Annotated in this window: 10 protein-coding genes; 2 read left to right on the top strand and 8 right to left on the bottom strand. The window is 53.6% G+C overall.

What is annotated here, in order from left to right:
- Window positions 1–14: 14 nt before the first annotated feature.
- A complete protein-coding gene (locus J7413_RS15140; protein WP_209099686.1) occupies window positions 15–959 on the bottom strand; it encodes a sulfotransferase in 945 nt (314 codons plus the stop codon).
- A 200-nt stretch (window positions 960–1,159) separates the two neighbouring features.
- On the opposite strand from J7413_RS15140, the gene J7413_RS15135 reads away from it, so the two are divergent.
- Window positions 1,160–2,236, top strand: coding sequence for a glycosyltransferase family 1 protein (locus J7413_RS15135; protein ID WP_209099684.1), 1,077 nt, complete (start codon window positions 1,160–1,162; stop codon window positions 2,234–2,236).
- A gap of 63 nt (window positions 2,237–2,299) precedes the next feature.
- Here J7413_RS15135 and J7413_RS15130 read toward each other — a convergent pair whose 3' ends face one another.
- Together J7413_RS15130 and J7413_RS15125 are read right to left on the bottom strand one after the other, a co-directional pair.
- Window positions 2,300–2,980, bottom strand: coding sequence for a calcium-binding protein (locus J7413_RS15130; RefSeq protein ID WP_209099682.1), 681 nt, complete (start codon window positions 2,978–2,980; stop codon window positions 2,300–2,302).
- Window positions 2,981–3,651: 671 nt separating this feature from the next.
- Window positions 3,652–4,554 (bottom strand): glycosyltransferase, encoded by a 903-nt coding sequence (locus J7413_RS15125; protein ID WP_209099680.1) that lies wholly within the window; start codon window positions 4,552–4,554, stop codon window positions 3,652–3,654.
- Between the two features lie 409 nt (window positions 4,555–4,963).
- On the opposite strand from J7413_RS15125, the gene J7413_RS15120 reads away from it, so the two are divergent.
- The gene (locus J7413_RS15120) at window positions 4,964–6,463 is read left to right on the top strand and encodes a hypothetical protein (RefSeq protein ID WP_209099678.1); all 1,500 of its coding nucleotides are present in this window, start codon (window positions 4,964–4,966) and stop codon (window positions 6,461–6,463) included.
- A 93-nt stretch (window positions 6,464–6,556) separates the two neighbouring features.
- Here J7413_RS15120 and J7413_RS15115 read toward each other — a convergent pair whose 3' ends face one another.
- The 5 genes from J7413_RS15115 to J7413_RS15095 form a co-directional block, all read right to left on the bottom strand.
- Window positions 6,557–7,768, bottom strand: a complete 1,212-nt coding sequence (locus J7413_RS15115) for a polysaccharide biosynthesis/export family protein (protein ID WP_209099676.1) — start codon at window positions 7,766–7,768, stop codon at window positions 6,557–6,559.
- A gap of 80 nt (window positions 7,769–7,848) precedes the next feature.
- Complete coding sequence (locus J7413_RS15110; RefSeq protein WP_209099674.1) at window positions 7,849–9,168, bottom strand: FAD-dependent oxidoreductase; 1,320 nt, start codon at window positions 9,166–9,168, stop codon at window positions 7,849–7,851.
- A gap of 8 nt (window positions 9,169–9,176) precedes the next feature.
- A complete protein-coding gene (locus J7413_RS15105) occupies window positions 9,177–10,388 on the bottom strand; it encodes a glycosyltransferase (RefSeq protein ID WP_247743557.1) in 1,212 nt (403 codons plus the stop codon).
- Window positions 10,389–10,392: 4 nt separating this feature from the next.
- Complete coding sequence (locus J7413_RS15100) at window positions 10,393–11,592, bottom strand: polysaccharide pyruvyl transferase family protein (RefSeq protein ID WP_209099672.1); 1,200 nt, start codon at window positions 11,590–11,592, stop codon at window positions 10,393–10,395.
- 145 nt (window positions 11,593–11,737) lie between these two features.
- Window positions 11,738–13,885, bottom strand: a complete 2,148-nt coding sequence (locus J7413_RS15095) for a polysaccharide biosynthesis tyrosine autokinase (protein WP_348538769.1) — start codon at window positions 13,883–13,885, stop codon at window positions 11,738–11,740.
- Window positions 13,886–14,382: the final 497 nt, after the last annotated feature.

Genomic DNA, 14,382 nt, shown 5'->3' with positions numbered 1-14,382 from the left:
CAGCAGCGCCGTTGCTATGTGTAGGATGCGATCGCGCTGCGCCACTCCGGCAATGGGCGACCAATCGCTTCTTCAAAGCCAGCCATCTTTGGCTCAAAATAAGCCGCCAAATAAGCCCGCGCAGCCGTTTCATCCACATCTTTTTTGTCAAATGTCACAGTGGCTTGAGACCGCAAGAAATTGACCGCACTTGTTGGCAGCATCTGCCGCATAGTCCGCCAAGCACCCGAATTGCGAATGGTACTGACAAAAGGCAAACGTTCGCGCCGCGATGTCGGTGGCGACTTATGCCGCTCTGTAATCTCGGCCTCCTCAAACTCATAAGGCGGCAATCCAAGCCAATCGATCACTTCGGCCAAAGTCTCGCGGCGTTTCGCGCGTAGATCTTCCGCAACAACAACCATTATCTGCGAGCGATCAAAATGATGCAGATACTCCTCCATTTGCAGAACATAGTCAGAAGTATCCCGGTAAAGCGGATCTTCCCGGATTGCCTCTTCTATTGAGCGGGTTTCCTGAAACTCTTTGAATCTTTGCCAATAATGGCCAATTGCACGGGAAACAGGCTCGCGCACCGTATAAATAATGCGCGCGTCAGGTGCGGCTTTCGCAATACGCGCAGCAATACCGGATCTATGCGGCCACTGACTGTAATAGACAGAGCCTTCGCCACGATATGTTGCATCTTCGCCCCCCTGCCAAAGCCTGAGGTAAGCCTCCCATTCGTGGCTACAGGATTCGCGCGCCATAATTGGCCAAGCAGATTCCAACTCCGACTGATCCACAAAAAAACAGGGCTCTTTTTCCAGGCTCATCTGCACCCCTGGCAGAGCCTTTAGATAGGCATGAAGCGCACTAGATCCCGATTTAGAAGCGCCAATCACAAACAGATTCGGCATGAGTTTCAGAAGCGCCTCATCCTTTGGCAAAGGCGGTAGAGCGGAAACAGAAACATCCATATTTTTAATCCACGTAATCAGGCATTCCCTACAGAAACGCCCCTTCAAAAAAAATACATTTGCTGCGCCAGCAAACACTCAATAGCATACGGCTTTGCGAAACCTATGCAACGCTAAGCCGTTGTCGCGCTGGTTATTTTGGGCGGAATGCCCAACAATTGTAATTTAGGAAGCCAATTATAAACTTGGTAAATAATTTTATGACTGAAATCGTTATAAACGGCAAATTTCTGGGGGCGTCTTTGAATGGGGTGCACCGCACAGCGGCTCACTATGCCTCCCTCTTGATTGAGCGGGCACGATCAGAGGGGCACCACGTCAGGCTCCTCACACCGCGCAGCGTAGACACGGATCCACATTTCCCACTCTTGGTTCCTGAAGTTTGCCCCGGTAAAATTGGTGCAGGTCAGGGTTGGGAAATGCTCACTTTGCCCCGCCTTGCGCGCAAAAGCCTGCTTGTCAACTTTTGCAATCTCGCCCCTGTTTTGCACGGCAACTCAGTTGTCATGATCCATGATGCGCAAACCTATCTGTTCCCATCAGATTACACCGGTCGCCAGGCCACTGCATATCGTGCGCTGCTCCCTCTGATTGGCGCAAGGGCACGGCGGGTGCTGACCGTCTCTGAGTTTTCACGCCAGTCTTTGGCGCGTCATCGTGTCGGACATCTCAACAAAATTGACGTGGTTCACAATGGAACCGACCATATCATCGACGCAGAGCACGACCCGGCGATCTTGGACAAGCACCAACTCAACGCACAGCCTTACGTGATGGTTCTGGGCACGGCCAAAGGCTACAAAAACATCGCTCGTGTCTTTGAGGCCATGACTCCTGCGCTCCCGGGCGACATTAAACTGGTGGTTGCCGGAGGCCCCGGCCCAGAAGCCTATGCGGCACAGGGATGGCACGCACCTGAAGGCACTGTGTTTACAGGATTCGTATCCGATAGCGAACTCAAAACGCTCTATTCCCATGCCGCCGTTTTCGCTTTCCCCTCCCGAACAGAAGGGTTCGGTCTCCCACCTGTTGAAGCCATGCACTGTGGCACACCTGTGGTGGCAGCCAATGCAGGCGCAATGCCTGAAGTATGCGCCGACGCCGCGCTTTTGATCGACCCAGAAGATACCGCGGAATGGCGATCAGCTTTGCTTAAGGTTTTGCAAGATCCTGAACTGGCCAACACTCTGCGCAACAACGGAAAATCTCGCGCGCAGGATCTCACTTGGGCCAATGCTGGCAACCGCCTGTGGCGATGCATCAAGCCACTGCTTTGAAACAAAAAAAGAGCCGAGGTATCCCTCGGCTCTTTTGATTTTCACTCTCCGTTTTACGCAGTCTTACGCAAATGGAAGATCCTCAACTGTCGCGAAATCGGCGGAAGTAATGATATCAGCCAAAGTCACTTCAGAGTCAAAGAAGGTCACAGTGGTTGCGCCGTAAGTCATGACAGTGTTGTTACCATCAAAGTTCACGGTCACGCCGGACGTATCGACCGCGTCGGACAGGTATACTTGGTCAATGCCTTCTTCAAAGTCGAACACACGGTCGTTGCCATCGTCGTTGTCGAAGACAAAGAAGTCCGCAAAGCCTTCGTCATCGTTGCCGTCGCCCGCGCTGTCGCCGAAAATGACGTCATCGCCATCGCCACCGGATACAGCGTCGCTGCCATCCTGGCCATAGACACGGTCATTGCCTTCGCCGCCTTCCATGCGGTCGTTGCCTTTCCCGCCGTACATCTTGTCGTTGCCTTCGCCGCCATCCATGCGGTCATTGCCGCCGTCGCCGCGCATACGGTCGTTACCAGCTCCACCGTCCATGCGGTCCAGACCGCCACCGCCATTCAACACGTCTACACTATCGCCGCCATCAAGGCTGTCATTCCCGATGCCGCCTCTTAGCGTATCTTCCTGAGCGCTGCCGGTAAGCGTGTCGTTACCTTCAAGGCCATTAAGTACGAGAGGACCCGCACCACCACCGAGCGCGTTGTCGCCCCCGTCACCATTGATTACAGTAGCCATATTACCTTCCCAAATAGAATTTCTTGCTCGCGGTCAAACAAATTTGATTAAAATTTCTTTGCGTGACCATCAATCGAATTAGTCCTAGCAGCCCACTCAAACCTGTCGTTTTTATAAAAACGCAGCCCAAGTTTTGAAAAGAGCTGTCCATTAATATTTACCATGGCAAAGGTGATTCGCCAAGAAAATGAAGAATTAGTTTATAATTTAGAAACAATTCAAGCAATTTTGAGGACTTAGCCATTTTTTGCCGATCTACACCACGCAAACATTGCCGTTTCACGGGCCAATTTCTCAAAAAACAGGCATGAAAGAACTGCAAATCACTTTGATTTTCAGCACTCAAAACGACTCTTTCAAAGGTGATTCGCCAAGGCATACAAAATGCCACGAAAAGAATTAGCTCATGGCTCGGGCGCACCAAATATCTCAAAAAATTCAGTGATTACAAAGTAACGCCTCCTGGCCACTCCCGGAGGAGACAAATCCATCAACAAAGGAAATCAACTAATAATTTCAAGAATTATCCCACAAGGAAAACACACAACCGTCATACGCGATCCAAACCAGAGATCTGCCGCTCGACAGAGCTCCAATTAAAGAGGCAATAATTTGCTGACAATTTGCATTCAGCGCTCAGTGCGCTAACCGCCGTCAAAAAGAGAGATCCGTTAGAACTCCAGGATACGTTCTGGATGCGCAATTCCGGTCAGTATATCTTTAACAGCGCGCCAATTTCCAATAGCGCGCGCCTTACGGTCAATCCACGGCTCCGGGCGCAGCAGCTTCACATGGTTTGCGATCATATTGCGCGCCGCCAATTTGAACGCAAAGCGTCCGCTCATTGTGCCCTTGCGCCACAGATACCAAGTGTTCACCAACTGGCTATAGCCAAGGCGCGCACCCGCGGTCTCACGGCCATTTTTCGTGCCGCAATGAACGCCGCTAAATGCATCGGTTTTGATGCGCTCCCCCGGAATCTGTGCCGCAAAATCGATGTCTTCCTGCCATCCATACAGCGGCAGTGCGGGGTCAAAGCGCGTTTCCCCCACCGCGGACAACCGATAGGCCATATTGCACCCATAAAGCCCCACCAGCCCGCTCCGCAGCACAGTCGGCTCAGACCTTGGCGTCGTATCATATTGCGCGACCATATCCGCAGCCTGAGCAGCCTCATACCCGCCACCATTGATACCATCGGCAATCAGATGACCGGTCATGCCATTGACATCCGGCCAGGCGGCGAAAGCACCTTCTATGCCCTCAAGAGCATAGCGCGATGGAACAAAATCATCATCAAAGAACACAACCAGATCGCAGTCATTCTGGACTGCATCCAGCCCCATGTTGCGCTGCTTGGTCAGCCCTTTGTCCGAATAAAGCACAACCGCCTCTGTCCCCTCTGAAAAGGGCGCTGTCAGATCTTGTGGTGCGTCTTCTGGCTTGGTGACAACAAATACCACGCGGTCGGGCATACGCGTCTGTTTTGTAAGATGCGGCACCAAATCCGCCAGCTCATCTGGCCTGCCGACCGAACAAATCACAACAGCAATGCGATTATCTAGATCCCGCACGAAACATTCCTTTGCCCAAAACCTTAAGCCAAATTCACAAACATCAATAAATCGATTTCTGCGCAAATACGCCTTCAAGGTCAATATACCGAAAATTACTTACTGCCATTATCCTCTTTTCTAACAAAGTTTTGACAAACAAAGCGTTTCCTATTGGTGGGCACGTCTTTTTCATGGAAATTTACGTTGGATTTGCCAAACTGTGCGTAGAAAATGTACGGATTGTTATATGTTACCCATTGCCCAACAGTGCTTTAGCGTTATCGCGACAATATTTTTGGCCGCGCCAATTGTTCATGCGCAACAAAAAGCCCCGACCCTGGGCGCAGTCACAAATTTTTCTCAGGGAATTCAGCCACAGACACTTGGGTTTGTGCGCAGTCTTGGGGTGCAACATTTGCGTGACGGTATGAATTGGGCACGCGTTGAAAAAAAGCCCGGCTTTTATGAGTTCTCAGGCCCGCGACGCGCATACAAAGACTTACTGGATGAAGACAAAAATAAACTGACGCTCGTCATCAATTGGGGAAACCCCCTTTACGACAATGGTCATACACCCCAGTCCAAAAAAGCGCTCAACGCATTGGAAGCATACACCAAAGAAGTCATTGGCCGCTTTCCAGTAATTGAGACACTCGAAGTGGGAAATGAGTTTAACGGCCGCAATTTCGTGCGTGGTCCTTTGGAAAAAATGGCACCACTTGAAAGATCTCAGGCCTATTTGAAAATGCTTAAGGCGGCCTCACAGGGCGCACGTGCCGGCCGCGCAGACATTCGCATTCTTGGTGGTGCAACCCACTCCCTTCCAGGCAGCTGGCTCTGGAAGATCATGGATTCAGGTGGCGGAAAATGGATGGATGCTGTTGCAATCCATCCCTACAGCACCCCTGCGGAGCAATTCACGCGCCAGATGGCCGTTTTGCGCTGGCACCCCAGTTTGAAAGACATGCCGTTTGAAGTGACCGAATTTGGGACCGACAGCGTGAAATCGGCGGGCAACCATCTCGTCAAAAACTATTGTCAATTTGCACTTGCTGGCGTCACCAAAGCCATGTGGTTTCCTGCCAACCTGCGGGGCAGACGCACTGTCCCCCTCTTCACGCCAAATGGCCGCCTCACCTCCGCAGGCCTGGCCTACCGCACGGTGGCCAAACACATGGAAGGCAAAGTGGTCACGGACATCTCCGAAGACCAGTTCACGTACGGATGTAAGTTTGGCAACAACACATATGTCATTTGGGGGGCCGCGCGCCCCTTCAAGCTAGGCGACGCAGCGCAGGTGTTTGATCTCAGCGGCAAACCTGTCTCCTCTCCCCCAGAGTCTCTGGATCCCGAGACGCCGATCATTGTCATTTCAGACAGCGATACGCCGTTCACGCTCGGAGAACTGCCCTTGATCGCAGACAGCTATTATCAGTTTTCCTATCCAGAAAAAAACGCGCACAAAGCAGAAGGTGACGGATTTGACCGCTTCGCGAAAGAAGGCAAAAAAACCGTCCCACTGCTCACTATGCCTGGTCAAGATCGCCCCAACGTGCCCTGGGTCCCTTGGCGCGGCCATCCAGATCACAAGGGCATTCGCCTCACTGCTGAAACGTTGCTGCCCTCAACCTCCAAAGACATTGTACACGTCTTCACGGCCGAACATCCTCAGGATATCACCCTCACCGCGCATTTCAAACCGGGCAAAAAATCCGAAGATGGCGTCATCGTCCGCCTCTCGCGGAATGGCGAACCACTTCTGGAGGAACGCGCTTCCCACGACAATCCGGTAGAAATACAGCGCAAACCCCTAAGCATGAAATCTGGCGACACACTGGAGATTGTTGTTGCTGCAGGCAAAAGTCAGCGCGGGGACCTTACTCGGTACCGCATCACCTTAGAGCGGGCCACGACCCAAACCCAATAGACCTGCTGGCAACCGTCGTTTTCACACAAAATCAGGTGTGCGCAAACCATGCGCATCACCTGCCTGCGGCGTCAACTCACCCGTGGGCCCCTCTTAGTTTCCAGAGTGCTGCAACCGTACAATGAGAAGCTCCCCCGGCAACAGAATATCGTTCAGATCGCTTGTGGTCTCTGCCTCACGCCCTTCGCGCGATGATACGATCTGAAATTCAGGCGTCAGCAGTTCACTGGCCATGATTGCACTCACGACATTGCCAGACAGTGCGGCCTGATGCTCAAGCCTGCGAGCGTAGTCAATTTCGCTGTCACTTAGGCTGAGCCGCGCTGTCTGCAGCTCCTCCAGCCAGCCCTCCCGGCGGCGGCTCTCAAATAGGTTACGCGCGCGATGCGCTTCAGCCAGGGCCTGCACCGCCCCAATCCGTGCGGCTTCCAACTCCAGAACACGGGCACGTGCGTCCGCATCTCGCTGTTCCACAGAGGCCAATCTGGTCGCTGTTTGAAGGCCGCGGGTCTGCAAATCTTGTGCCTTTTTCAGCTCACGTTCTGTGGTCGTAACAATGTCCTGCTGCACTGCGATCCGGTTCTCAAACAAAGCGAGTTGCCGCCCCAGCAGCTCGATCTCTTGATCGTAATTTTCCAATGCTTCCGTCACCAGTTGGCTCGTGGTCACAAACAAACCTTCCTCCGCGTCCCGCAGCTGATCCATTGCCACGGCATTTGGTGCAGGAATACGTGCATTCAGCGCATCCGAAACAACAATCTCCGGCTGCCCTGCCAGCAAAGCTTCCAATCGTGCAATCCGCAAAACGGATCCGGCGATTTCCAGATTGATCGCTCTGATCGCGCCGGTGGTTTCAATCCGCGCCCGCTCAAGCTCATACCGGTTAACTCCGGAAAACTCGCTCCCCCCCGCAAGCGCCAACGCTGATGCGATCGTCATCCCGGGAATATAAGGGTATTGCCCCGGCGACGTCACATCCCCCGACACAATCACCGGAGCATAGGACAAAACCTGCAAAGACACTTTAGGGTCTAGAAAAACACCTTCGGCCGCAATCTTTTCCCCAAGCCGCGCTTCGGCTTCATCCAACGTATCTCCAACGACCTTGACCCCGCCAATGCCCAACAGCCGCAACTCACCGTCGATGTTTACAGTCATCTCAGAAGAAACACCCTGTGCAGAATACGTCATCAGCACACGATCGCCGGGAACCATGCGATAAGACTCCGCCTGGCCTTGCTGTGCACCAACTGCCAACACAGCAACACTCAAAAAGCGCGCAACACGCATGACAAAGCTCGCCATTTTATAATCCTTTTCAAAATCTACGAACACTCTACCTCGAACCGCCTGCAATATCGCAAGACTTAATGCACTGTTCCGCCTCACAAGCCTGAATTTTCAAGTTCCTCTTCGGTGCGCGCAATAACTTTGCTGGAGGTTGGCAGGTATTCAAAACGCCCCTGCCGCCCAACAAGATGCACCCCAGCATCCTGCAAACGTTTGATAACGGTTTGCGCCTGCGCCCCTTTGCCCCGCAACAGCAGCGGATAGGCGCCCGCGGATACATGTGATCCTTCCAGGCGCAAACCAGTCGCAATCCCAAGCTCTGAAAGGTGCTCAGTGAGCCGGTCGAAAGCACCCTGCGCGTCGGGCACCTCGTCCCTCGGTACGGTCAACTCAACGGTAAAATACTCTCGCGTAACATCCGCATCCGGGTAAAGGCGCGAATAGATCGTTGCACGTTTCCATCCCCCCCCGCTGTGGAAATTGAACAGGACATCCCCCGCCTCCTCAGACAGCGTCTCCGCAGAAACAAACAAAGACAACAGATCAAGACTTTCCAAGCCGCTGCGCTCTCCAAAACAGGCTTCATGCAACGCATCAACGGACATCGCCCCCACGACCCCGGCTCCAGAGAAAGACCCAGCAGAGGTTTCGACAATCGCACCGTCGCCATCCTGAACGATCCGTGTCACCTCTGCCCCCATCACAAACGCCACACCACGCGCCCGAAGCACGTTTTCAATGCGCTCAAAAAGCGTCCCATAGCCAGATCGCGGGCGATAATAGAGCGGGGCGCGGGGCTTGGCCCGAAACGGACGGCCCAGCAAAGCGCGCCACGCAGATCTGAACACACGGCGAACTTCGGTGGCTTGATGCACAAACTTCATGCGCTCATGATAAAATGCTTCGGCGATCTCTTCAGGTGGCAGTCGGTTAAAATGCACCGTGTAGTCGCGCAAGCCAGTTTCTCGGAACAGGACAGGCCCGAGCCGCGCGGCGCAAATCCCTTGTAATGAGCCATCCAGGCGTTTGAAAAGGCGCGCCCATGCCATGGAAAATCCAGCGCACATCAATTTGCCAATGGGCCACCCCAAAACGTCCCTAGGCTCGATCGGGTAATGGCGAAGCGTCCCGTCTGGCAAAATGCGTCGCTGTGTGCGCTTTTTCTGCAGACAAAGGTCACGCAGGCCCGGCGCCAAATTCAGGAGTGACGCCGTATCTTCATAGAAGATGCTTCCCAAATCAAACGTATATGGCCCAATATCTCTTGACGCGTGCATTCCGCCCAGCTGGTCGCTCGCCTCAATCACCAAGACTTTTCGACCAGCCAGTGACAACGAATTTGCCGCTGCCAATCCAGCAATGCCGCCTCCCAAAATCAGGATTTGGTCGCCATCTTCGTGCCCTTCAGCTGCCATCGCTCAGCTCACGTTTGATCGGCATGCGCACCCGCCCCGTCAAAACGCCTGCAAGTGCCTTTCTCATCAAGCGCAGACAGCGCAAATTGCGCAAACTGTGCTTGAAACACAGCCTCGTCAAATTTCAATGCATGCGCGCGAATATCACTGGATGCTTCCAACAGTGGGCTCGCTTCGATCTGCTCAATGGCCGCATTCAAATCAGACACGGTCTGACCCTCAAAATACACGCCACTGACACCCGGAATAACGGTGTCCAACGCTCCTCCGCTAGCATAAGCCACCACAGGGCGACCAGAGGCCATGACCTCCACCGGCACGATGCCGAAGTCCTCCTCTCCTGGAAACACAAGCGCGCGGCACGAAGCGAACTGTCGCTTCAATTCAGCAAACGGCACACGCCCCATAAACGTCACGTTCGATCCCGCCCGCGCCTCAAGCGATGCACGCATCTCTCCGTCGCCAACCACCACAAGCTTACGCCCGCTTTGGGTAAACGCATCCACCGCCAGATCTGGCCGTTTGTAGGCCACAAGCTCACCGGCCAGCAGGTAATGATCGCCCACTTCCTCAGCAGGGACAGGTGCAAACTCCGCACAGGCAACGGGCGGGAAAATCACATCCGCCTCACGGCGATAAAAGGACTTGATCCTTTGGGACACAAATCCTGAATTGGCTGCAAATCGATCCACCCGCATCGCCGTCGTGACATCCCAAATCCGCAGCCGATGTGCCAAACTTGGCATCGCCATGCGCGCCAGACGTCCTGCAGAGCTGCGGTAGGCATGGTAGTGATCCCAAATGTAGCGCATCGGAGAGTGACAATAGCACAAATGGGTCGCGTCAGGCCGCGGGATAATGCCTTTGGCCGGGCCACTTTCTGAGGAAATCACCAGATCAAATTCCTGCAAATCCATTTGCTCCAAGGCACGTGGCATAAAGGGCAGATACTTCTGATAATGTTTGCGCGCGCCCGGCAGGCGGGAAACAAACGTCTCGCGAATCTCTTGCGCATTGATCTTGTCGCTAATTTTGTCTCGGTCATAGACATGGGTGATTATGACCGCTTGTGGGAACAGATCAAGCAAGGCCTCCACCACCTTTTCCCCGCCCCGCATATTCACCAGCCAATAGTGAACAATCGCCACTTTCAGGTCTTTGGTCCGCTCTCGAAAGTCCGCCGGAAAAGCCGACATGTCGTTCACCTCTGACGCCAGCATCTCTTCACCTCAATACAGAAAACAGTGTTTCCACATCAGCCCGCGCTTCACCCAGCACCCGCTCATGCGTCTTGCGGTCCACCCCATCCCGAAGCGCACATTCGGCCAGGGTTGCACATTCTTCTGGCGACAGCTGTTCGGGGTTCACCAACCAGTCATCCCGCTCAACTGACTGCATAAACGAAAGAACTTTCTGGTCCCACGCCAATGCAATCGCAGGAATGGCATAGGAATAGGCCGCAATAATCGCGTGCATTCGATACGCAATCATCACGTCGAAATTGGCAATATTGGCGCACAGCCCTTTGGGGTCAGCCTGCGTGACAAATCGAATATCTTCTTCCCCGCCCAGCGCACGCAATGGCGCCTCCACAGTTTCTGCAAAAGCGCGGTCTTCGGGGCTGCCATTGGTAAACACATGCACTTCACATCCACGCTGAATAAGCGCCCGCGCCAAAGCAATGTACCAATTGGCCAGGAAAGTCTCTGTGGTTGTCTCGTCAGAGTGATAGCGGATCGCCAAGGGGCTCATCAGCCCCAGCCCGACAACGGGCCGCTGCCGCGCCGGTCGAGACGCAGCCGGATACACATCACACGCCATCAAGCCGGGATCTCGCGCCAAGCGTGCCTCTTGACCGGAAGCCTCCGCAAATGTCGCGTTCCACAGATCCACAGAGGCCGCATCGCGTAAAAAAACAGCGCGCAAGTTGGGCACAGAAAACGCCGCGCGCGCAATGCGCAATCCAGTGTCTGACCAGCCAGAAGACATACCACAGGCATAAATGGCTGCAGGGATATCCTGTGCGGCGGTCTCTTGTAATGCCAACGACAGCTTGGTCGGAAAGTTCAGATCCAGATCTGCCAGCAGGTTACCACCACCGATTACCATGGCATCCGATCCCGTCAGCTCCGTACGGTAATGCGGCCGCCATTTGCGCGCGCCCTGCACAAACAAAGGCAGGCGCACAACAGACGCTCGAACCGGGCCAGGCAAAGCGCTGAGAAAGGCCATGATCGCGCCGCGCCCAGCCATTCCATCCCCGTATTGCTTCCGTGCCGCCAGATCGATGGATGTGCTGTCTGGCGCGGCCCCGCAAGAAATCAGCGCGTGCTCCAAACACTCCGACAAAAGCCCATCCCCAAGGTTGGGGCTATACTTGACGTTGAAACAGCTTACATGCGGCTTTTGAGAAAGTGCGTTCATCTAAAATGATCTTATGTTGTTCCCCGCAATCACAAAATCTGTACTGCAATGCGGCAAATGTTCAATTTTCGTCAGGGATCTTGCGCTCTTTTCAACACAGCAAACACACAAAAATGTAACGCGCTGAAACGTCTCCCTACCGCCCCTATTTGTAATTGTATCCCGAATACGAGCCGTACAGCTCTTGCTCAGAGGCGCGGTCGGCAAAGGTCATCGCGACCTGCACGGATTTCACGCCCACCTCATTCAACATGCGTGCCGCTTGAATGGCTGCCTTACGCGGTGTCTTGTACTGGCGCACCAACAACACAACTGTATCGGCCAGGGTTGAAATTTTTATGCTATCCGCAACAAGCAAAACAGGCGCACTATCAATTAGCACCAGATCATAGGTTTTTTTCAGATGATCGATCAGCGCCTTCACCTGATGCACTTCGACCTGCTCGCCCAACTGCGGTGACGCCTTTTTCAATGTCAGCAGATCAAACCCCAGCTCGCGACTATGACGAATGGCTTCTTCCGGCTGACAGCGGTTTTGCAACACATCTTCTAGGTCAAACGGCGCATTGAATCGCAAGTCACGCGACAGGCTGGACCGGCGAAAATCAAAATCCAACACAATACAGCGCCTTTGCGCTCTGGCCTCCAGACAGGCCAGCGAAATAACCGTGGAAGTCTTGCTCTCATTCGCAATCGAAGAAGTCACCTGCACACAATATCCGGACCCTGGATTCTGATTGAGCACCAACAACATGGCGCGCAACTGGCGCAGCCGCTCCAGATAGGGGCTGAACGGCGCGGAATGCAGCAGCCGAAACAGCGCTCGCCGTGAGCGTAGCTTGCCCTGCAGCAACGAAGCCCGCACTGGCAATCCGAGTGCCCGTTCGATTTCATTGGGCGTGGCAAAGCCAATGTGAGAGACAGCCAAAATGAACGTCGCGATCAGACCAATGGCAAAGCCGAGTGCCGCACCAAAGATCGTAAACAGCATAACACGCGGGGATGACGGAGCCCCCGGCACGGTAGCCTTTTCCACGCGGCGGGCATCGGCCCGCTGCAGCAGCTCAGTTGACCGCGTTTCGCTCAGGCGATTCAGCATATTCTCATAGTTTTCACGCAAAGCTTCCGCTTCCCGCTCAAGTTGCCGCATCTCGATATTCGCGCGGGAGATGCCGCTTGATCGTTCTTCGACCTCAACCACGCTGGCTCTGATAGAGGCAACACGCGCCGCCGCCACCGCAGCCTCATTCTCCAAGCTTGCCAACGTTTTGCGCACTTCTTGGGCCAGTTCTTCACGTAACTGATCAATTTCAGCACGGATCACTGCCCGCTCTGGATAGTCCTCAGAAAAACGAGTCGCCAGTTCAGCTTCGCGGCGATTTGCCTCCGAAAGGCGCTGACGCAACGACAAAACAAACGACGAGGTTTGCAAGTCCACGGTGGTCAGCAGATCCGCAGCTCTCTCAAATCCGTCTGTCGAAATGACCTTTATGATCCGGTTGTAGCGCGCATCAATTTGAGCAAGGTCAGCCTGTGCAAGGCCCAATTGTGTCGACAGCTCCAGAAGCTGGCGCTCCACCGTTTCAGAAGAAATCCCAAGCTCCGCCAGCTGTTCACTACGGAAGTCTGCGATTCTCGCTTCCGCCGCTTCAACACTCTTGCGCGTTTCTTCAATACGGCCCGTCAAAAACGCGGTTGCACTGCGGATCACATCGTTGCGCATTTCAACTTGGCGAATGATGTACGTATCAACAACAGTCTGTGCGATCAGCGCGGAGAGTTCGGGATCCGGCGTCTCAACAGAGACCGCGATCAAATAAGACTGCCCCTCACGCCATACGGTCATTGACCTGCGCATCGCCCCGACCAATCGGCGGGTCTGCGCATCCTCCGCTGCGATCTGAACCGTCTCCGTGGCGTCAATGCCAAGAACAGTGCCAATCGTCGATTTGATCTGCCCTTTTAAACGATCCAAAAGTCCCGGAGGTTGCAGCGCAGGATCAATTGGCGCAAGCGCCGCAGGGCCGATCTCCTGCACCACCCGCTCAAGTAGCAAGTTCGACCTCAGCACCGCGGTTTCCGTATCCATAACCGGATTGTTCAAATTGAGATCTGAAACAACGTTATCGGAATTGAGCACCTGCACAGAGCGCGAATCCAACATCAGACTGGCTCGCGCTGTATATAGCGGGACCACCCGGCTCACTGCGGCAAAAAATAAAATAGAAACAATAAGAGTGGATGCCACAATCAGCCACTTGCGTCGCCAAATCGCGGAGAAAAGGCGGCGTATTTCTATTCCGTCCGGGTCAAAACCCGATGGTGAAACTTTGTGACCAGGATGCGCTTTGACGCTGAGGTCATTTTGAGTTTGAAAAGCCAGGGTTCACCTTTAACTTTATATGAGTCTAATTTTTTAAAATGCACTCAACGTATGCACTCCGCCCCACATCAGAGCAACTTGTTTCTAGGTGAAAGTACAGCACTTTTTCCACAAGCCTGAAATTGAGGCAAAGACGTCACTTTTGTATCGCGCGCACCGCAAGTATCGATTGATTTTTCTCGTTCAATTTTTCCTCATGGGCGAAACCCAATACTTGAAGAACGAAATACACTTTTCGACGCACTTTATAATCAAAACTAATCCATTTAACATATTGAAAATACTTAAATAAACAGCGGAATTGCACTTCACTCATTTACCCAAAGCGCAAAAAATCTACGCGCTGACCATTCAAAAAACGCAGCGCCCAAAGCTCAAAGCTCCGGACGCTGCCAATGGTGTTTTTG

Origin of the sequence: Shimia sp. R10_1 (assembly GCF_017744095.1) — a bacterium.
Taxonomy (GTDB): Bacteria; Pseudomonadota; Alphaproteobacteria; order Rhodobacterales; family Rhodobacteraceae; genus Shimia.
Note: the sequence above shows the minus strand (reverse complement) of the source record. Positions and strands in the feature narration are given on the sequence as shown.